The organism is Prochlorococcus sp. MIT 1327, assembly GCF_047304785.1.
GTDB classification, from domain to species: domain Bacteria; phylum Cyanobacteriota; class Cyanobacteriia; order PCC-6307; family Cyanobiaceae; genus Prochlorococcus; species Prochlorococcus marinus_D.
The window spans coordinates 617220-637655 of sequence record NZ_CP138972.1; the positions used below are offsets into that span (position 1 = coordinate 617220).

General features: G+C 50.0%; 16 protein-coding genes and 1 pseudogene. 12 read left to right on the forward strand and 5 right to left on the reverse strand.

The features are described from left to right. Positions 1-4: 4 nt before the first annotated feature. Positions 5-1429 carry an NADP-dependent isocitrate dehydrogenase gene (locus SIB80_RS02940; protein ID WP_063400973.1) on the reverse strand — a complete coding sequence of 475 codons (1425 nt, stop codon included), beginning with the start codon at positions 1427-1429 and terminating at the stop codon, positions 5-7. Between the two features lie 141 nt (positions 1430-1570). Between SIB80_RS02940 and SIB80_RS02945 the strand changes: the two genes are divergently transcribed. Next, complete coding sequence (locus SIB80_RS02945) at positions 1571-2545, forward strand: glycosyltransferase family 2 protein (protein ID WP_063420521.1); 975 nt, start codon at positions 1571-1573, stop codon at positions 2543-2545. On the opposite strand, the gene SIB80_RS02950 is transcribed toward SIB80_RS02945, so the two are convergent. Beyond that, positions 2530-3837, reverse strand: coding sequence for a ChbG/HpnK family deacetylase (locus tag SIB80_RS02950; protein ID WP_063420520.1), 1308 nt, complete (start codon positions 3835-3837; stop codon positions 2530-2532). The two genes, SIB80_RS02945 and SIB80_RS02950, sit on opposite strands and share 16 nt — an antisense overlap. A gap of 483 nt (positions 3838-4320) precedes the next feature. Here SIB80_RS02950 and SIB80_RS02955 point away from each other — a divergent pair. The 5 genes and pseudogenes from SIB80_RS02955 to SIB80_RS02975 form a co-directional block, all read left to right on the forward strand. Further along, positions 4321-4452: pseudogene (locus SIB80_RS02955) on the forward strand (biliverdin-producing heme oxygenase); the annotation flags it as partial. A gap of 106 nt (positions 4453-4558) precedes the next feature. Next, complete coding sequence (locus SIB80_RS02960; protein ID WP_205909584.1) at positions 4559-5635, forward strand: glycosyltransferase; 1077 nt, start codon at positions 4559-4561, stop codon at positions 5633-5635. Positions 5636-5780: 145 nt separating this feature from the next. Then, positions 5781-7634 (forward strand): ABC transporter ATP-binding protein, encoded by a 1854-nt coding sequence (locus SIB80_RS02965; RefSeq protein ID WP_236066148.1) that lies wholly within the window; start codon positions 5781-5783, stop codon positions 7632-7634. Continuing rightward, positions 7627-8793 carry a glycosyltransferase gene (locus SIB80_RS02970; RefSeq protein ID WP_063420519.1) on the forward strand — a complete coding sequence of 389 codons (1167 nt, stop codon included), beginning with the start codon at positions 7627-7629 and terminating at the stop codon, positions 8791-8793. The genes SIB80_RS02965 and SIB80_RS02970 overlap by 8 nt, the downstream gene beginning before the upstream one ends. After that, on the forward strand, positions 8790-9767 hold the full coding sequence (locus SIB80_RS02975) for a glycosyltransferase family 2 protein (protein ID WP_074160163.1): 978 nt from the start codon (positions 8790-8792) through the stop codon (positions 9765-9767). The genes SIB80_RS02970 and SIB80_RS02975 overlap by 4 nt, the downstream gene beginning before the upstream one ends. Positions 9768-9823: 56 nt before the next feature. Here SIB80_RS02975 and SIB80_RS02980 read toward each other — a convergent pair whose 3' ends face one another. Then, positions 9824-9994, reverse strand: coding sequence for a hypothetical protein (locus SIB80_RS02980; RefSeq protein WP_155724990.1), 171 nt, complete (start codon positions 9992-9994; stop codon positions 9824-9826). A 123-nt stretch (positions 9995-10117) separates the two neighbouring features. Between SIB80_RS02980 and SIB80_RS02985 the strand changes: the two genes are divergently transcribed. The 3 genes from SIB80_RS02985 (at position 10118) to SIB80_RS02995 (ending at position 14599) form a co-directional block, all read left to right on the forward strand. After that, on the forward strand, positions 10118-11296 hold the full coding sequence (locus tag SIB80_RS02985) for a hypothetical protein (protein WP_169190035.1): 1179 nt from the start codon (positions 10118-10120) through the stop codon (positions 11294-11296). Between the two features lie 150 nt (positions 11297-11446). Next, complete coding sequence (locus SIB80_RS02990) at positions 11447-12373, forward strand: hypothetical protein (RefSeq protein ID WP_169190036.1); 927 nt, start codon at positions 11447-11449, stop codon at positions 12371-12373. Positions 12374-12412: 39 nt separating this feature from the next. Continuing rightward, positions 12413-14599 (forward strand): glycosyltransferase, encoded by a 2187-nt coding sequence (locus SIB80_RS02995; protein ID WP_413681495.1) that lies wholly within the window; start codon positions 12413-12415, stop codon positions 14597-14599. A 22-nt stretch (positions 14600-14621) separates the two neighbouring features. Here SIB80_RS02995 and SIB80_RS03000 read toward each other — a convergent pair whose 3' ends face one another. Further along, a complete protein-coding gene (locus SIB80_RS03000; RefSeq protein WP_063420514.1) occupies positions 14622-15530 on the reverse strand; it encodes a 2OG-Fe(II) oxygenase in 909 nt (302 codons plus the stop codon). 115 nt (positions 15531-15645) lie between these two features. On the opposite strand from SIB80_RS03000, the gene SIB80_RS03005 reads away from it, so the two are divergent. Then, positions 15646-18030, forward strand: coding sequence for a UvrD-helicase domain-containing protein (locus SIB80_RS03005; protein WP_063420513.1), 2385 nt, complete (start codon positions 15646-15648; stop codon positions 18028-18030). Between the two features lie 63 nt (positions 18031-18093). Then, positions 18094-18321, forward strand: coding sequence for a hypothetical protein (locus tag SIB80_RS03010; protein ID WP_169190038.1), 228 nt, complete (start codon positions 18094-18096; stop codon positions 18319-18321). Positions 18322-18565: 244 nt separating this feature from the next. On the opposite strand, the gene SIB80_RS03015 is transcribed toward SIB80_RS03010, so the two are convergent. Continuing rightward, positions 18566-19630, reverse strand: coding sequence for a hypothetical protein (locus tag SIB80_RS03015; RefSeq protein ID WP_063420510.1), 1065 nt, complete (start codon positions 19628-19630; stop codon positions 18566-18568). 8 nt (positions 19631-19638) lie between these two features. Between SIB80_RS03015 and SIB80_RS03020 the strand changes: the two genes are divergently transcribed. After that, entirely contained in the window at positions 19639-19854 is a 216-nt protein-coding gene (locus SIB80_RS03020; protein WP_063420509.1) for a hypothetical protein, read from the forward strand. The last annotated feature ends 582 nt before the right edge of the window (positions 19855-20436 follow it).

Here is a 20436-nt window from a genome sequence, read left to right on the forward strand (position 1 = left end):
CGTTTCAGAATCGTTTGATGATCGTTTCAGCGAAACCACTACAGCTCACAGGCTCTACTGGCGGGTCCATCAGGCGAGCCAGGTCATAGGTGATCTGTTGATTGGCAATCGCAGCACTTAGCCCTTTTGTGATCAAGTCTGCGGCTTCTTGCCAGCCCAGAAACTCCAGCATCATCACGCCGCTGAGGATGACCGATCCAGGGTTGATGCGATCAAGGCCGGCATGCTTGGGTGCTGTTCCGTGGGTCGCTTCGAAGATGGCAGCGTTCTCGCCGATGTTGGCTCCGGGGGCCATGCCTAAGCCGCCCACCATCGCCGCAGCGGCGTCGGAGATGTAGTCGCCATTGAGGTTGAGTGTCGCGAGAATCGAGTATTCCTGCGGCCGCGTTTGGATCTGCTGGAAGATGCTGTCGGCGATCCGGTCATCGACAAGCACCATCGCTTTCCATTGGCCGTTGCCATGACTGGTGCCGATGGCATCCAGCACGGCGAGTACTTCGGCATCGATGCTGGCCTTTTTCTCAGGAGTCAGGCTGTCGTAGCCAGGTTCGATCATGCGGGCATTGGCTTGGATGGTCAGTTCTGGATCGTTCTCAAGATTGCCGAGAATCCAGCTCTCTCGTTCGGTGACGCACACATCGCGGAACTCGCTTGTGGCGAGTTCATAGCCCCAGTCACGGAAGGCTCCTTCCGTGAACTTCATGATGTTGCCTTTGTGCACCAAGGTGACGTGGCGTTTGTCGCCCTTCAGTCGAAGCGCATGCTGGATCGCTTTGCGGATATGGCGCTGGCTGCCGTGCTTGCTTACCGGCTTGATGCCGATGCCTGAGCCTTCAGGAATCTGGCGTTTGCCCAGCTTGCCGTTGGCTGGAATGACGACTGCGTTGAGATGTTCGCGCAATTTCTGGCCGACTGGATCATCGGCTTCCCATTCCACCCCCATGTAAATATCTTCAGTATTTTCTCGGTAGACGATGACATCAAGATCCTGAGGCCGTTTGTGGGGGCTGGGTGTGCCGTTGTAGTAGCGACACGGGCGGACGCAGGAATACAAATCGAAGATTTGACGTAGGGCCACATTGAGGGAACGGATGCCGCCACCGATTGGAGTCGTGAGGGGGCCTTTGATGGCGACCCCATAGGTGCGGATCGCTTCAAGGGTGTCCTCTGGTAGGTACTGGTAGGTGCCGTAGAGATCGCAGGCCTCGTCGCCTGCATATACCTTGAACCATTCGATACGACGCACCCCTTGATAGGCCTTTGTTACAGCTGCATCCAGCACTCTTTGGGTCGCGGGCCAGATGTCGACACCTGTGCCATCGCCGCGGATGAAGGGAATGATTGGCTCGTTGGGTACGACTGGCTGGCCGTTCACGAAGCGGATGGCCGTGCCCTGGCTTGGTGTGGAGAGCTTCTCGAACTGAGCCATGGAAACGTGCTCGACGGTGACGCTTGCTGAGGCGAGCCTATGCCTTGGTGGTGGCCCTGACGACCAGGCTTCAGAGACTTAGCTTGAGCTTGCCAAACTCTTCTCGAATTCAGTAGTGCAGTTCTACGTCCATAGAGAGTGATGGAGATGTCATCAATCTCAGAGCGTTTGCCTGGTCAGATCTGGGTAGTAGCGGCTTGTTTCAATGAAGAGGCTGTGATCTGTCAGTTCATAGAACGAGTGCTGGCCTTGCCGGAAGTCAGTCATTTGTTGCTGGTGGATGATGGCTCACGTGATGCCACGGTGGCTCAGATCCGCATATGGCAGCAGCGATTTGTTGGTTCTAAGGCTTCTATTCCAGTCACTTTGTTGGAGCTCACAAGGAACTTTGGTAAAGAAGCGGCAATGCTGGCTGGCTTGGATTATGCCCAGGGTCACTGCGATGCTGTGGTGCTGATTGATTCAGATCTTCAGCATCCGCCAGAGCTGATTACGCAGATGGCTCAGGCTTGGCGTGATGGTGCTGAGGTTGTCACTGCAGTCCGTGACGATCGTGATCAGGAATCAAGGTTGAAAGTAACAACTTCCTCCTGGTTCTACAGGGTTTTCAATCGGGTAGTGGATTCCATTCAACTGATTGATGGGGCAGGAGATTTTCGTTTACTCAGTGCACCAGTTGTGCAAGCCCTCACTCAAATGCGCGAATTCAGTCGTTTCTCCAAAGGTTTACTTCCTTGGACCGGATATCGCAGTCTCGAGCTGAGTTATAGCAGGGTGAAACGAATGGGAGGTCGTAGCTCCTGGAGCCCACTGAAGCTATGGAGCTATGCACTCGACGGCATCTTTTCCTTCTCAGTGATTCCTCTAAAGATTTGGAGTTTTTTGGGCCTTGTAGTTTCCTTGATTAGTTTACTTTACGCTGCAGTTATCATTTTGATCACGATTTTCAATGGAGTTGATCTTCCTGGCTATGCCTCACTCATTGTGGCGGTTCTGTTTTTTGGGGGCATTCAATTGATTGGTATCGGTGTACTTGGCGAGTACATCGGTCGGATCTATGTGGATACCAAAGCCAGACCACACTATTTCATTAGGGCCATTCACGGTTCCCTTTGAGTGGAGGCACTGGCTTGTAGTTTTTTTACTGCTTGCCACTCCATTTGACGCCATGAGGATGAGAAAAATGTACGAGACAAAGGGAAATCTGTTAGGCCTTTATGAATCTCTTCTGGCTTTAGCGCTGCAGCTGGATGCGATAGCAGCAAAGGTTGTGTGTGCGGTGGTGAGAATGAAACAGATTTGAGTTCTTGCCAAGCGGCTTTGAGCGGAGCATCCACCATTCGCCCTGTGAAAAGTACGCCGGCAAATCGGGCGTTGGTAGCTACTAACGCTTTGCGCAGTCTTGGTAAAGCCATGCGAGTGAGGGTTTGCAGCACAAGCCACTTCAACCAGCCACCATTCGTTAGAGCTGTTAGCCAGTAGCGTGATGACAGTCCAGTGGGCAAGGGCTCAGCAGTGGTGCGTAACCAGCTGATGCCTTGTTCAGGGGCTAGTTCGAGGATCACATCGAGCACGATGGGCACCAGATGCACATGTTGATGGCCATCAATGGCGATGATGGTGAGTCCAGTGAGTTCTCGAAATCGCTGGATTTGAGAATTCAGTTCACAGCGAATTTGCCTTTCAAGTCGTCGTCGTCTTGGTGCATTTTTAGGTAGGCATGATGCCAGCATTAACGTCCCAAAAGAGCATTTGAGCCGCCCTAAATTATCAATGAGTTCATAGACTTGTTGAGGGGGCGCTACTGCTCGACCTTCGCTTAGGCAGAGGTGCAAGCAAAGTTGAAGGCTGGGGTAGCTTCTACATTGTTCAATAGCGGACTCAACGGCATTGCCGTTGACCAGCAGGCTGGCGCTGTCGAGCTGCCTGGCCGCAGCAAGAGCAAGGATGGCGGTGTTGGTCGCGTTGGTGAGACCTAGGTCATCGGCATGCAGTTGAGGCTTCGTCTTGTTAGATCGTTGGTGCCGGCGCATGCTGAATCGGGCTGCCCTTGACCAGATCAAAGCATTGAGCAATGTCGGTGTAAAAACCAGCATCACTGTGGTGATGGGTAGTGCAGCCCAAGGGCTGAGCGCCAATGGCAACAGTGCGCTCACGCTGACATTGACACTGAACTGCAGAAGCAACCAGCGACGTGCGAAGCGCTGTCCAGTTGTTTCTGAACGGAAGGTGTACAGGGCATGGCCTAGATAGCTGACCAATGAGGCGGCCAAGAAGCCACTGAGGTTGCTCAGCCAGAACGGTATGAGCTTTGCCATGAGCACCAGCAGCGTTGCGTGTATGGCTGCAGCTGCTAGTCCGACTAGTCCATAACGCCCTACCCGTGCAGCCAATGGCTGCAAACTCATGAGAGCACAGTCTCAAGGACTGTATTCATCGTTTTGAGATGATCGAGTAGCAATAGACATGACATGGCAGAGCGATTCCTCATCAGGGACAACATCAAAGTGCCGCAACCGTAATGGCATGGCACTGATTGATCCTGCAAGATTGGTACGCTTTAGGAGACTGGATGCAGTCCCTACAAGATGAATCACTTGGAGTTTGCTCAGGGCCAGATTGAATGGTCATGTTTTGAGTCCGCATATACCAGCCGCTCAATCCATCTTCATTTGCTGATGGGATGATCCAGAGATTTGCAGTTGGTTTGAGGGTGAGCCCCTTGATCTTTCTCTACTAATACACCTTTGGAGTTCGTTGCTTTAGTACCGCCTTGTTGATGCAAATCAACAAGGCGGCGAGGTTGTTCTCTTAACTCTCTGCAATCGATGACTTCATGAAGCACCGGCTATTTTTCATGTCCTTTCACCTTTGAAAGCTTTGTTTCCCCAATTGCGGTAGCCCTTGCGAGCGCACTCAGAGAAGGCACTAAGGCAGCCCATACGATGGCCGAGAACACTGATTTCGTGAGCTCTTTCCTTAAAGACGTGGTTGATCTCTCCAGTTATCGCAACCTGGTGGCTGCAATTGGAAAGGTCTTGCTGGTGGATTCCTCGGTGCCGCCAACGAGGTGGCAGCACCGACGATGCGGTGGTCTGAGGAGCTTTGCAATCGTCAGATTTGAGCAAACTGCGGCATAGTTCTGCATCGGTTAGTCCACTCGCCCCTGTGCGTCGCGTCTTTTTTCTGGTTCCGGGGACTACTGATCGCTATCGCTGCGGTGGTCTTTCAGTGGCGCTCCATACCGCAAGGTTGGTGAACAGGCTTATTCCTACTGATTTGGTGACCTATCGGAACCGTCAGGACGATTATCTGTTTTTGGATGATCTTTTGCAGCAAGAACCAGCTCAAGGGGAAACACTTTGGGTGGTGAGCTGGGGGTTTGAAGTGCCGAAGTTGTTGCGGCGTCTAAGGGGGCGGCATGTGGTGTATCACGCCCATAGCAGCGGTTATGGATTTGATCTTCCATCAGGGGTTCCTGTCTTCGCTGTGAGCAGGAATACCCTTGGCTACTGGGGTGACCGGGCTCCTCGCAACCCTCTGTTTTTGGTGCCTAATGCTTTAGAGCCCTATTGGTTGGAGAGAGGTGCTCGGGTTGGAGAAGCTGTGGCTGAAGCTGGAGATCGTCCCATCGATGTCTTGGTGCAGGAGCGAAAGAGTAGCCGTTATGTGCTGGGGCAATTGGTTCCTGCCTTGAGAAAGCTGGGGCTGAAGGTTGTGGTTCAGAGTGGCTGGGTGGAGGATCTGGTCGCTCTGTTCAACGATTCCAAGGTTTATATCTACGATTCGGCTGAGTATTGGCGCAGTAATGGCCTGAGTGAGGGCTTTGGTTTGCCCCCTCTGGAGGCGATGGCTTGCGGCTGCGTTGTGTTCAGCAGTTTCAACCATGCGCTCGCCGATACACTTGAGCCGAGTGTGGTGGGCCATCAGATTGGTTGCGGCAGTCTCGCCTGGGATGTGCGGCGGATTTGCGAATCTGTGCGAGAGCCGGCGGCTTGGCGTCCAACTCAGGAGCGGCTCAATCAGCTGTTAAGTGAACATACGGAAACGGCTTTGATGTCGCGTTGGAGATCGGCGCTGGCTGCTATTGAGACCATGCCGTCAGATGAACTGCCCCTCAGGAGGTCTTCACTTTTTGTGTTGCGATGCAATCGAAAGGTTGGTCGATTATTGAGGCTCTTGAGAAAGCTGATCTCTCGCAGCTAATTGTTGCTTCTGCCTTTCTGATGAGCTGCTGCATCGAATAAGGGACTTGGGGATGGTCAATCGGTTGGCTGGCTGGCACTGAAGGTCAATAGGGCTTGGAAGTACAGCCTTATGTTGTGTGCATCTCATCAGGTGAGGTTGATACTTGCCTGAATCTCACGTGGCTAAACATAAGAGAAACTTTGGTCGCAGTGCAACCCTGAAACACGTCAGGGGGATTCTTAGTTATCTACCTAAGAGGCAATTAAGAGGATTCTTTTTGTTGTTATTGATGTCCATTGGTGTGGGATTGGGGGATCTTTTGTTTGTGGGTTTGATTGCTAAGTTAGTGGGTTCGTTAAGTGGCTCTAGTCTCGCAGATAATCTCCCCAATGTCAGGGTTTTCGGAGGTGATGCTCTGGATAGGGGGCTATGGATTGTGGGGATCTTGATTGTTTTGATCTGGGCCTCTACTGGATTGAAATTCCTTACCCAGTTGATAGGTGCCAGAGTCAGTGCTGAGATATGGTCGGCCTTGGGTAACAAGATCTATGGAAATCTTTTGTTGCAGCCGTTTGACTATTTTAAGGATAGTAGTTCTACCAAGTTACTCACGCGTCTGAACCGTGTATTGAGTAAAGTCTCGGATAATATTGTAATGCCAATATTAACAATTTTTGGCAATAGCTTGTCTGCTGCAATTTTAGCTTTCGGGGTTATTGTTGCTTTTGGGTGGATTGCACTTGTTGTTTTTGGCTTATTGCTTTTTGCCTATTCGATTGCTTCTTTGTTGATTACGCCAAGGATGCGCTTTCTCTCGAGGCAGAAGTATGTATATAGCCGACGAGTCAATCAAATACTATTAGAATCCTCTAGGTCTATTCGTGATATTCATTTGCATGGTTCTGAGGTTTTCTTTCTTCGTCGTTTTGAGGAAATTGGATCTCAAGGCAAGCGCTATGATCGTATATCAAAAATCCTGCCTAATTTACCTCGCTTTGCAATTGAGCCTGTAGGGGTAACTGTTTTGTTTGCACTCGGTCTTCTTCCGCTTTTGATTGGCGGTGAGAGCCAAGACTCTGTACGCGATGCATTGCCTGCTCTCGTAGGCGTGGTCTTTGCATCATTGCGACTAGCGTCTCCAATACAGGCTGTTTTTAAAGCAGTAACCATCTTGAGAGGATCACTGCCAGATCTAGAAAATGCCATTGATCTTCTTCAGCTTAAGCCTAATCGCTTGCTTGATTCATCTTCCGGCCCCGTTAGTCCAGCTGGAATTATGCCACGTTATACGATTAAATTGAATGGAGTTTCTTATAGGTATTTAAAGCATTCTAACTGGGTCCTAGAGGATGTTGAGTTGACTATTCCTGTCGGGGCCAGAGTGGCACTGGTTGGCACCACTGGAGGAGGTAAGACCACGGCGGCTCATATTATTTTGGGCCTGTTACGTGCTCAAAAAGGGAGTTTACTACTTGATGGTGTAGATATTAGGCAGGAAGAGGTTCAAGCCTGGCAGCAATGTTGTGCTTTTGTTCCCCAACATATCAGGCTTCTTGATGCAAGTGTGCGTGCAAATGTTGCCTTTGGTATTGATGATGCATGCATTGATGAAGATGTTTTCTGGGACTGTCTCGAGATGGCTCAGTTGGCTGAATTTGTCTCTGATTTGCCTTTTGGAGCTTTCACAAGGATTGGTGAAGATGGAATGCGCCTTTCCGGTGGTCAGCGCCAGAGATTGGCTTTAGCAAGAGCATTCTATAAGCGTGCCAAAGTACTGGTGCTAGATGAGGCTACAAGTGCTTTAGATAACAAGACGGAGAGTGATGTCATGGAATCACTTGAGCTGATTGGAAGGCGTTGTACGACAATTGTTATTGCTCATAGATTGTCTACAATTCGCTTTTGTGACCGTATTTATGAATTTAGTCAAGGTCGGGTGGTGGCTTCTGGCACCTACGATGAGTTGAAGGATCGTTCGCGATCTTTTGAGGAGTTGGTCAATCTTCAGGATGGCTGATGTTGTGTTGGTATCCACAGCGGATTGGGATCATCCGTTGTGGACTAATAAGCAACATGTGGCCTGTTCTCTTTTAGATGAAGGTCACAGAATCCTTTATGTAGATTCGCTTGGGTTGCGGATGTTTCAGCCCACTGGGCGTGATCTTCGACGTGTTATTAGTCGTTTGAGACGTGGTCTTGGCTTGCCCAGGCAAGTCCGCAAAGGGCTCTGGGTTTGGTCTCCTTTAGTTCTTCCAGGTGGTAATCAGGGAATTGCTTTGATGTTGAATCGTCTCAGCCTTGCGATGGGGTTGCGTTTAGCTCTCTGGTTTATTGAATTTCGTCGACCTTGGTTATGGACATATAACCCTCTCACAGCAAGGTTTCTGAGTTTGAAGGGCTTTTCTTTATGCATCTATCACGCTGTTGATGCATTGCAGGAACAGCCTTGTATGCCTCGGGAAGTGATTGAAGCTGAAGAGCAAAGACTATGTCGCTTGGTTGATCAAGTGTTTGTGACTTCTCCACAACTGAAACGTCAGCTTGAGCCGCATTCTGCACGGATTAGATATGATCCCAATGTTGCCAATCAGGATCATTTTGCGCAGGCGATGAAGGTTGGATCGGCAGGCTTGCCTAGCGACCTTGCAGTTATAACGTTGCCCAGAATTGGTTTTATCGGGGCTGTGAGCAGTTACAAGCTTGATTTTGAATTAGTTGTAGCAGTTGCTCGTTCTAAGCCGCTTTGGCAGTTCGTGTTTATTGGGCCTACTGGTGAGGGAGAGCCCTTTACAGATATCAGCTTGCTTGAGAAGGAGCCAAATATCCATTTGCTCGGTAAGAGATCTTATGAGGATTTGCCGCGCTATTGCGCAGGATTTGCATGTGGGTGGTTGCCATTGCGGTTGACGCCTTACACGGAGGCCATGTTCCCGATGAAATTCTTTGAGTACATATCCGCCGGTTTGCCTGTAGTGGCTACAGAGATTGATGCTTTAAGAGAGTTTTCTTCTGTTGCTTGGTTGTGCGATGACACACCTGAGGCCTTCTCCAAAGCTTTGACGGGTTGCTTAGCTGGTCATGGACCTGATCAGAGTGTGCGCTTGGCGATGGCATCGCAGTACACCTACCAGGCGCGTACTAAACGCATGTTGTCGGCTTTAGAGGCCTTGCCATGATTAGAGATTTGAGTGTTATTACGGTATGCATGAATCGTCAACATCATTTGTTGACCTCTGCTCAGCAATTAGCTGCTTGGCCCCATCATCAAGAACATTTGGTCCTGGATTGGAGTAGTCGAGATCCTGTGCAAAGGAGTCAGTTGCCAGATGATTCCAGGATTCGTTTGGAACGCGTCGAGCGGGAAGAGCGATGGAATCTATGCCGTGCTTATAACTTCGCAGCACAACTCGCAAGGGGTAGTCTCTTGCTCAAGCTAGATGCAGATTGCTGGCCAGAAGATCTTGACCCTCTTGCATATTTTGCGGATGGTTATGAAAGGTGTTGGTTTGGTTCTGGCCTGGATGGCCGCCTTGGACAGTTCTTAATGGCACGTGAATCTTTTGAAGCTGTTGGAGGCTTCAACGAAGTTCTCGTTGGCTATGGATTTGATGACAAAGACCTCAAGGCCAGGTTGCAGAGCCTCAACTATTCCGTTCAGCTAATGCCAGAAGCAGCTATCGGGGTGATTCCTCACTCCATTCATGAACGAGTGAGCCGTTTGCGAGCCCCTCAGCTCAAATCCACTGCTTTGGAAAATTCGCGTAGCTTTGCTCTGCATAGGGCTACTGCAATGAGCAACCGAGTAGCTGCAGCTCACATGCCTTGGACAGCTCAGCGATCAGGCAGTCGTTACGAATATGTTGCTGCTGGTGTATGGCGGTGTGACCCCAGCACGATTCCAAAAGTTGATGGCTTAGCTGCTGCAGAACTCCAGCATTTGCGTCGGCAGGTGTTCTGGTCACGCTTCCTTGAGCTGCCAGATCTGCACGTAAAGCTTTTGCCTGTCAAGCTCCTCCCTCCCGATCATGAGGGTAAATTTGTTGTTCGCTCTTGGCATTTGTGTTATTGGCATACTTTGCGTCGGCTTTTGCGCATCCCTGTCAATCTGCTTATCTTGTTTAAGGGATGTCTACGCCGCCCTTACCCTTGATGGGCACGTTTTTTTGAAGTTCTTTTAGATGTTCTATTGGAGCAATAGTCAAGGCCTTATGCCGTTAACACGACTTGGTTGCTGATGGGCACTATAAAAGCATCAGAAATTTGATTAAAATCCTTTTCATTTTCGCTTGGAGAAAGCTTCTTGTTCTTAATTTTTTTCTGAGTTGGAATGTTTTGAAAATCAACTTGCCATCCTTGTTTACCGCCTAGCTTCGTCAAACACTTAATAAGTACCTTTAGTGTCTTGCGGATGTACTTCAGTTGCTTATGTTCGACGTTGGCTATGCCACTCAAAGATCTGATTATTCTATGTATTGGAGCACTTTCTTGAGTCTCTTGCTGATGTTCCCGAGCGAGTCCCCCTATCGGATTGATCAGGTGATGTCATCACCATGGTTGATGACGTTGTTATTTTTCAGCCAAGTGCTCTTTGCGACTTGCATCAATTGGTTGGCTGTCCGCCAGAAGATGTCTTGGTGGTGGCTTGCTGTAGGCCTTTTTTGTCTAGTGACTACGGCTTTTTTCACGTTGTCCTCATGGGGTACAAGCGATGTCACCAAGTTGAATCATTACATCGACCAGTTTGTTGTACATCTACCTAGAGAGCCCTTTTGGTGGATATTGGCTCCCTTGATCAAGGTTCTTCCTTACAGGATGGCAGCCATTCATGGGCTTGTTACGACGTTTTTCGCTGTTTTGGCCATCTTTCTCTCCCGTTGTTGGCGATTGCCAGGCTGGGGTGGCTGGTGGGCTTTGTTGTTGTTGACAAGCCCATTACTAAGAGGTTTTTTGCAGAACGCTCACACCCGACAGGCTTGGGCAGTTTTACTGGCTGTGCCACTGTTTCTACGTGCCTCGGGCTTTGTTGAAATACGAATACTTCCTGTTTTATCTTCTGCTATTTTGGCTTTATTTAGTCATCTCACGGCTTTCCCTACGCTTGTTTTGGCCTCAATTCCTGCAAGTTGGCAAGGCATAGGTTCTTTGGCCAGGTTGCCGCGTCTCGTGAAGATTGGCGTCTTTGGATTGCTCGTCGTTGTATTGACTATTTTTGCACAACCGATCTGGCTCAAATTGCTGGATTACACAAGTCAGATGAATTTTTTCAGCTCTTATTCAATTCAGCGACCTGTTTTGGTTTCAGAAGTGCTTTTGTTGGTAGCGATTGTTCTTTCCTGCCAAAGGAGACAAATATCATGGTCTGTTTTGAAGCATTGTCAGGCGAGTAGGACTTTGCTTCTTTACATGTTGATGTTCATCATTGTGCAATGCGGAGTGAGGTTTGAAATCTACCCACAGATCGTCTTCAGATTTGCAGATCCGATAGGGTTATTTTTGCTGCTATCTGTACTGCGTTGGTTTCAACTTTATAGCAGTAATCAGATGTTGCTGCCTTTACTTCTCTTTAGTTTGATGATCTGGGGTAAGCAATTGGTTGACCCGGTTGGCCTTAATTGTGGCTTTGATGATGACTTCCTTTGCATCCCTGACAGGTGGCCTTGGCAGATTGTGTACTATTGATTTATTTGTACTTTTTTAGACAATTTCGGTGGGGGAGTCGTTTAAAGGTTTGGTTTATGTGCTGGTGGCCGCAAAATTATGCTTATGTCTTTTAGAGGGCTTTAATCCCTTTAGTTGCTCCAATAAGCATTGTAAGGTTATTATGGAGTTGTGGCTGATTTGTTTGGAGCTTTAAGGCGTCATATGGGTCGTTTGTGTCGACGCCTCCTGTGGCTGTTGAGTTATAAAAAAATCAAGGCTTCTGAATGTTCTGTCGACACTGCTATCGATGCCGATGATATACATAGTGCATTAAGGTTTCTTGAATATCAGCAGTATAAATATCAGTGGCATTTTCAGGTGGAGAGGTTTGTTTTTAGACCAGATTGCAGGCCGGCAGGACCTGATAAGGCTTTGACTTTACTTGTCGGGATTCACAAGTCTGAGTCTCTCCTTTCTCATCAGTGTTTTTATGCTGGAATTGCAGCTATTTATATTTCTATTCAACAAAAGAATTCAGTTAGTTTGGATGGCTTACGCCCATGGCTTTTTAGGCAGGCAGGCCTGACTAGCTCAGAACAGATTGTTTTTAGTCCTCATTGGCGTAACCGTGAATGTCCATATAAACAAATTATTTCGGCTCGCGCCTGCTTGCTGCAGTTATCTCTTTCTGAAGGAAGGGCTGCTGCTAAAACAATTGAGTCAATTGGCAACGCAAATTTACGGATTCTCAATGCGATGCCTTTTCGAGAGATTTCTGCTGATGTGCTATATCGCAGTACTACTAATCTTTTGAGAGGACTTTTGTGTCTAAGCTTTAATCGGTTAGGATGTCATCAGTTGTGCAATTCCTTGAAAAGATTGCGGATAGAGCTTGAGTGTGGTCGATATCGAAGACCAGTTGAAGAGGCCAAGGAGAATCATCTTGGCCTCTTGATTGAAGTCCTTGACTTGGTCGAGTTGGCTATGACGTCAGATTCACAAGCTTTGCGTGAAAAAAGGCTTTCCATAATGATTAACATAGCTTCGCCTGGCATTGCTGAGGGGGCGCTTGACTGGCTTGAATCCCTTGAACCTAACTTTTTATCGGATAGCTAAAATATGGCAAAGATTGTATTGCATATCCATGATTTGGGCTTGGGGGGTGCAGAGCGTATTGCTTTGAAGTGGATTGCTTGGTTGCAGGATATGGGGCATGAGGTAACTCTTTTATTAGGATTCCCGCCTGATGAAGTATTTTTCCAGGCGCCGCCTGGCCTTCAAGTAGTTACCCGCCCTATTGGATCAAAAGAGTCTACTTGGAGATGGCTGCGAAGTTATTTAGCCAAGTATCCACCTGATCTAGCAATTGGTGTTTCCACCAGGCCATCGATTAACTTGCTATTGGCCAATGTAGGTAAACCCTGGCGTGTCATTGTTGCAGAGGTTAATTATCCACCGGCAAAAATATTGCCATTGTCGTGGTGGATTTTACGCAGAATTCTTTATCCAAGAGCAGCTCTGCATCAGGTCCAAACTTTAAGAATCGGTCAGTGGCTTGAAGATTCAGGCTTGACTAGCCATTGGCGGATTGTGTCTAATCCAGTGGAATGGCCTTTGCCGATCCAGGACCCTTGCATTCCTCCTGAATCTTGTCTCCCGGCTAAAGCACAGGTTGTTTTGGCTGTAGGGACTAAGCCTCATCAAAAGGGATTTGATCGATTATTGCAGGCCTTTAGTTTGCTTGCTAATGATCATCCGAATTGCTGGCTTGTTATCGCGGGTGTTCATCAGAGTCATCCTTACTTGCGTCAGACTCTTTCCGCTCATGTCAACGGTCAAAGCCGGCGTCTGTTAATTAGACGTGTCGGGAATGTGGGTGATTGGTATGAAAGAGCTGATCTTTTTGTCCTTAGTTCAAGGTTTGAAGGCTGCCCCAATGTGCTTATGGAAGCAATGGCATCTGGGACAGCATGTCTTGCCATTGATTGTCCAACAGGGCCTCGAGAGTTGATACAACATGGCGTTAATGGTGAATTACTACCTGAAAATGTTGATGCGCAGAAGTTGGGAAACTCTATTGCAACCTTGATTGAGAACCCTTTAAAGCTTGAAGGTTTTGGGCGAGAAGCTCGAAGGATCCGTGAGTTGTATTCACCGTCTGTAGTTCGTAAGCAGTTTGAGGATGTTGTTCAGCAGGCTTTGGACCCTCTTGTGATGGTATTCGCACCCACTAGATGTTCTCCTTCGGAGACATTTATACGGAGCAATCTTGCTGCAATGCCTTTGCGGCAAATTGCTTTTTTTGGCGATGAATACGCTGGAACTTCAAATAGTCCTGGGCAAATGGCCTATGGCGTTGCAATTTTCCTTAGCAAGGTCTGCACACGTCTTGGTCTTCAGCGATTGGCAACTTTGCCATCATCATTCATCGCTTATTGGCTGATCCGTTGTCATAGGCCAGACGTGATTCTTGTTGAATTTGGTTTCCATGCAGTGCGGGTCATGGATGCTGTTCGCTGGAGTGGCGTGCCTCTTGTTGTGCATTTCCGGGGTTCTGATGCATCCGCAGACAGGCGTTTGAGATTGTTGCAGGAGCGCTATAGGCGTCTGATGCGTATCGCATCAGCATTCATCGTTAAGAGTCGGCCCATGAAAGTCGTTTTGGAGGAGCTTGGGGCAGATTCTGAACGGATCACAATCAGCCCTTCTGGGGCAAACCCCACTTTGTTTTACGGAGCTTCGCCTGCAAATGCACCACCCCGAGTGTTGTTTGTCGGTCGATTAGTTGAGAAGAAGGCTCCCTTAGATGCGCTTGAGGCTTTTGCAATGGTTCAGCAGCGTTCTGAGCTGCCACTGCATTTGGACTTCATTGGTGAGGGTCCCCTGCGACCGGCTTTGGAGGTGCGCATCCGAGAACTGGGCCTCGAGGGTCAGGTGGAACTGCTGGGATTTCAGTCACCTGCCCAGGTAGCCGCATCGATGCGGCAGGTGCGCTGCCTGTTGCTGCCCTCCCGGGTCGCGGCGGATGGTGATTCCGAGGGATGCCCCGTGGCCGTGCTCGAGGCGCAGATGGCCGGGCTGCCTGTGGTGTCGACCCTTCATGCGGGGATCCCGGAGGTGGTGCTTGAGGAGCGCACCGCTTTCCTTGCAGAAGAAGGGGATCTGGAGGCGTTGGCGTATGGGTTGCTGAGGCTGCTGGAGCATCCAGCTCTGGCGGCGCAGATGGGGCGTGCCGCGCAGCGGCATGCCCGCGAGCGGTTCACGGTGGGGAATCACATCTCCACCGTGGCATCTGTCCTGGGCCACGCTGCAGCCCAGTGTCACCGTAGCCGTCATTCCTGATCAGCAGTCTTGTGACTGGACCTCATCTGAGCCTCTTGCTGTTGATGAAGTTGTAGATCTCGCCACTGCTGCCGATTTCGCTCAGCACTTTGCTGACAGTGCTCAGTCCCGCCTGACGGGCCAGCTTCGCTGCACGGTGAGCAAGGCGAAGGTTCAGTTCATGTCTGCGATGAAGATGTCGCTGGGGATCCCAGAGTTTGAGATTGGACTGTTTGGTGATTTCGATTGAGAGGTTGATCAGGCGCCTGTCATGAGTAGTGATGTCGCGGGATGAGACCCCGTGAATCGCCAAGTGGGTGGGCACGAAGAAAACAGCTGTGTTGGAGGCGTAGGGAATCGAGCGAATCTTGGTTAAATAGCGGGAGGGGATTCGTCTCTTTGCCGACATGTAGCGGGTTCGGTTGGGGTTTCGCAGCGCATAGATATCGAGGGCTCCGCCTTCTCCTTGATCGCGATCGTCTCTCAGGTAAATGAGCCCTGCCAAAAGTTCCTTGGGGTTGTCGCAATGGGGGCCTAACTGCGTTGTGCCCTTCATGGTGCAGGGAGAGGTTGCCCGCCCATCTCCTCGAGATTCGGTGTGGTCGATCAGCTCCTGAAGGTGAGGCTGCAGATGGGGGGGGAGATGGGGATGAATGAACTGGATTAGGTCTTGCTTCTGTGCTGTCCAGGCGGATGCGACCGTGTTGAGTTCCGTCAGGTCGGCTGGAAGTGATGTGAATTCCCAGGGATAGGCCGTGTTCTGTGTGTAAGGAGTGTTGGGTTTGGTAAAATGGTGGATGGCCTGGCTTGTGGGGAAGCGGCTGGCGAGCGGTTTGAGTAGCGCTTCGGGAAGGAAGTTACGGCAGATCCAGTGTGGAAATGTCTCGGGATGAAATTCGGCTTGCTTGAGTTGTTCCGAGAATGAAAAATGGGAACTGCAGGTATCGCTCATTGTTTGTCTTTTCTGGCCTGGATTCTAAGAGGCTTGATTTCAATCCATTTTTTACAAGGACCCCAAGCGGCAGAAGCGCCGCCTTGGCGCTGTTGAGGCTCTGTAGCCTCTGCTCATGAGCTTTCTGGCCGGCCTCAACGACGCCCAGCGCAGGGCGGTGGATCACCACGAAGGGCCGCTGTTGGTCGTAGCGGGTGCCGGTAGCGGCAAGACCCGGGCCCTCACCCATCGCATCGCCCACCTAATCGGTGAGCATGGCGCCGATCCGGTTCAGATTCTGGCGGTGACCTTCACCAACAAGGCCGCCCGAGAGATGAAGGAGCGGCTGGAGTTGTTGCTGGCCCAGCGCCTGGCTCAGAGCCAGTACGGCCAGCCCTGGAGCACGCTGCCGCCGGTGGAGCAGCGTCAACTGCGTTCGCGCATCTACCGGGAGGTGACTAAGGAGCTGTGGATCGGCACCTTCCATGCGCTGTTTTCGCGCATGCTGCGTTTTGATATCGATAAGTTCAAAGATCCGGAGGGCCTCACCTGGACCAAGCAATTCTCAATTTATGACGAGGCTGATGCCCAAAGCCTGGTGAAGGAGATCGTCACTCAGGATCTTCAGCTAGACCCAAAGCGTTTTGAGCCGAAGAAGGTGCGTTGGGCGATCAGCAACGCCAAGAACCAGGGATGGCTGCCTGATGAGCTGGAGGCCAATGCAGAAGGCCAGCGGGGCAAGCTTACCGCTGAGACCTATCGCCGTTACCGAAAGGCTCTTGCGGCGAATAATGCACTCGATTTCGACGATCTTCTGTTGTTACCAGTGCAGTTGCTACAACAGAACGAGCAGGTTCGCGGCTATTGGCATCGCCGCTTCCGTCACGTGTTAGTGGATGAGTATCAGGACACCAACCGTACCCAATACGAGCTGATCAAGCTTCTGGTGATTGATGGTCGAGATCCTCAGAGTTACGACGATTGGCAGGGGCGTTCAATATTTGTGGTCGGCGATGCCGACCAGAGTATCTACAGCTTCCGGGCTGCGGATTTCACCATCTTGATGGGATTTCAGGACGATTTTGGTGATCAGGCTCCGGAGGACTCCACACGGACGATGGTCAAGTTGGAGGAGAATTATCGCTCCACTGCAACGATCCTTGAGGCTGCCAATGCGCTGATTGCGAACAACACCGAACGGATCGACAAGGTATTGCGACCGACGCGTAGCGAAGGAGAGCTGATCACACTCACTCGTTGTGATGATGAGATTGCCGAGGCCGAAGCAGTGGTGCATCGGCTGAGGATGTTGGAGTCTGCAAACCCAGAACTCAGTTGGGGGGATATGGCGGTGCTTTACCGCACCAATGCCCAATCACGCGCCATTGAAGAATCATTGGTTCGTTGGGGAATTCCATATTTGGTGGTGGGTGGCCTTCGCTTTTATGACAGACGTGAGATCAAAGATGTGTTGGCGTATCTGAGGCTTCTTGTTAACCCAGCAGACGGTGTAAGTCTTTTGCGTGTTATCAATGTGCCTAAGCGGGGAATTGGTAAAACCACTATTCAGCGATTAACCGATGCGGCTAATCAGCTTGGGATCCCGCTTTGGGATGTGGTCAGTGATCCGGAAGCCGTGCGTTCTTTGGGTGGTCGTTCAGCCAAGGGTCTTTTGCAGTTTTGTGAGCTAGTTAATGATTTGCAGCGGCAGATTCAGGAGTCTTCTCCTGCGGAATTGATTCAGCAGGTGATGGAGAAGAGTGGCTACGTGAGTGAGCTGATTGCAGATGGAACTGATGAGGCGGAGGAGCGGCGTCGCAATTTGCAGGAATTAGTCAATGCAGGACTTCAGTATCAGGAGGAGAACGAGGAAGGTGATTTAGAGGGCTTTCTGGCTAGTGCTGCTCTGTCAAGCGATGCCGACAGCAAAGACACTGCGGCCGACCGGGTCACCTTGATGACTCTGCATAGCAGTAAGGGGCTTGAGTTTCCCGTCGTTTCACTAGTGGGCCTGGAGCAGGGACTGTTCCCGAGCTATCGCTCGCTAGATGATCCGGCTTCGCTGGAGGAGGAGCGTCGTCTTTGTTATGTAGGGATTACCCGGGCTAAAGAGCGGCTGTTCATTTTTCACGCCTGTGAGCGACGGCTCTGGGGAGGCATGCGTGAGGCTGCCGTGCCATCAGTTTTTCTTTCGGAACTGCCTGAAGCACTAGTGCATGGTGATGTCCCTCAGAGCGGAGGGGCCGCCATGCGTCGTGAACGTCATCTGGAAAGACTGACGCGTGTGGATCGTCAGCGGCCTAGTGCACCGCCGGCAAATGCTGTTCGACGTCGACAGACTAATTCCGCTTCTAGTCGCCGCTGGGCCGTTGGTGATCGGGTTACGCACTCCAGCTTCGGTGTTGGTGAAATTACACATACCTTCGGCAGTGGTCAAAAGGTTTCAATTGCGGTGAAGTTTGTAGGGATGGGGCCAAAGATTCTTGACCCCCGTCTTGCGCCGATAGAACCATTGGAGTGAGGTGATAAGAGAAGTGGGCTACTTATCCCTGAAAATGATTGCCTTGAAAAGGCAGCGCTGCTGTTGATTCGCACTTTGGGTCATAGCCGGAGTCAAGGTGCTCGATCTTGTCAACAGGCCAATCCTCAGAGGCTTGGTCTTGCAGAGGCAGTTCGCATTTTGCGTAACCCTGCTTCGAGAGAGGGTGGAAAAGGCCTTGCATTTCTTTTGGATGGAGGTTGCTTTGAACTGCTGTGTGCCCTTTGGCGAGGTGGTCGCGGTTGGAACAGTTTTTGCCTTGGTTGGCTTTGAAGGACCACTCTTTTCAGTAAGTACCAGTCACGGAGCTGCTGAGGCGTGGTCAAGTACCAGGAGCCGATATCTATGGCTCAGGTTTGTGGGGGATTTTGTACTTCTGTTCAGTAAATACTGCTCTGGCTATTTGCCTGGTTGGCCAACGCTGCCTTCGCTTTGTTCTTTGGCTTGATGTCTGCTGACTGACTTCAACCTCTGTCTTATTGCAAGCAATAGTATTCTTATGAGTGGAAGGACTGAATTAACGACCTAGTATTTTTGCGATCTCTGTAGGGGAAGGCTGAATACTCAATCCCCAGTAAGGATCTAGTAGTTGATGTATCGCTAAGGCTTGCTGATCAAACGGTAATTTAAGTGCAGAGATCAATTCTTCGCTCAAGCGTTGTCTTTCCTGCCATTCGATCTGCTCCTCTTGTGCTTTGGTAGCTGCCAACAGACTTAGATCCTGCTTGGCTGTGACATTGATCCAGTGCAGATTTTTTTTGAGAGCTGTGGCGTAACCCAAATGTGTGCCGAAAGCATTGCTTGCTAATCCATCACTAAGTTCCAGAAGTGTGCGCAGTGAGTCTAGAAACCAGGGGTTTGAGCGGTGGCCATTGCAGGCGGTGATCCAACCATCTGGAATAGGTGGGTTCACAGGATCTTTCCAGTGCCGTAGCCAAACCACTTTTAAGTAACCGTATTGCTCAGCAATGGAGCTGACTGCATCGATACAGGCCTTTAGATCCATGGATCGTTCCACTTGATCCCAGCTGTGGGCTAGTACCACCAGTAGGGTTTTGCCCCAGTGTTCGCGATATAGCTGCAGCTGCTTAGCAGTGAGCAAAGGTTTTGCGAAGCGAATCCATGGTCCAATCGGGTGAGCAGGGACAGCCTGTTCTTCCTGTAACCATCGAGCACGTAATGGACCCATGCAAAGGTAGCCTTGCTTTGCCCAGGCTTTTGGAGCTTCAAAACGTGAGCTTTTTGCAACTTTGAGGCCGTGTTCCAAGAGCACTTCAAGCGGGGCTCCAACTAGTGGCAAACCGCAATAGCGTTTCAACTGAATATCGTGGCCGTAGTGGTGCGATGAAGGTTCTCGTTCGCGTCGATTGGGGGTGAAAAAAGCTTTTTGCTCGTCAGGCTTTTGGAATTGGTCTTGGTGCCAAAGGTCATGGCAGAGATTGGGTTGTATCGGATTGCCTTGGTAGGCCTGATGGACCAATCCCTGCCAAGCATTCAAGGCCTCCCATTCCGAACGAGCCAAGCGTTTCCTGAACAGGATGCGTCCCCAAGCGATGGTCTGCCAGCGCAGGGTGTCTTTCATAGGATGTTTTGAAAGAGCAGAACAGCTACCATGGTGTTGATGGCAGGGATCTGCTTATACATGGATTCAAGGCGATTTATTTGAACCATGCTTGGTTCACTCAAGTTCTGATCAGGGTAGAGATGCATTGCCATAAAAAGCTCGTTTGTGCTGAAAGCTATGGCAATGCGAGAAAAAGTGGATACGAATTGCCTCAGCTTGCCGATGGTTTCATCGAGTGGTAGCCATCAAAAATCTCATGACTCTGAAGTGCCTGCCGCTGCTGAACTCTGTAGAAATCAACTAGTAGGGTGCTTAGGTGGAAGCTGTTAACCCTCTCGGTTAGCGATAGCTGCAAAGTTGTAGATTTGATGTCTGTTTCTTAGATCTCTTTACTTCCTGGCAGATGGTTGGAGAGGAGAGTGTTAGCAGAACTTTCCCATGCTGATGACGTTGTTGTTGACTTTTACCCTTGTTGCAACAGCAAGGAGAGGGTGATTGCAGCGGATGATCCTTCTTCGGTGACATACAGCCGAGATCATGATTTCAGCTCATTGATGGGCTAGCAGCCAGTGTGAGGGGTATAGCAATAGAGATGACATCAACAGTCTCATGATTAGTACAGTCTTATTATTCCCTTTAGATGAAATAGATCGATGAGATCTGTAGTGATTACGGTTTTGATTCGCATGGATTCTTCTCTACCTGAGCATACAGTTGTTAACGTTATAGGAGTAATGCCTTTGTACTTTAATATGTCTAAACAGTTCATCTCAGAGCAACCACTAGTCAGAGAGGAATTCTCATGACATCAACATCGCCAAGCA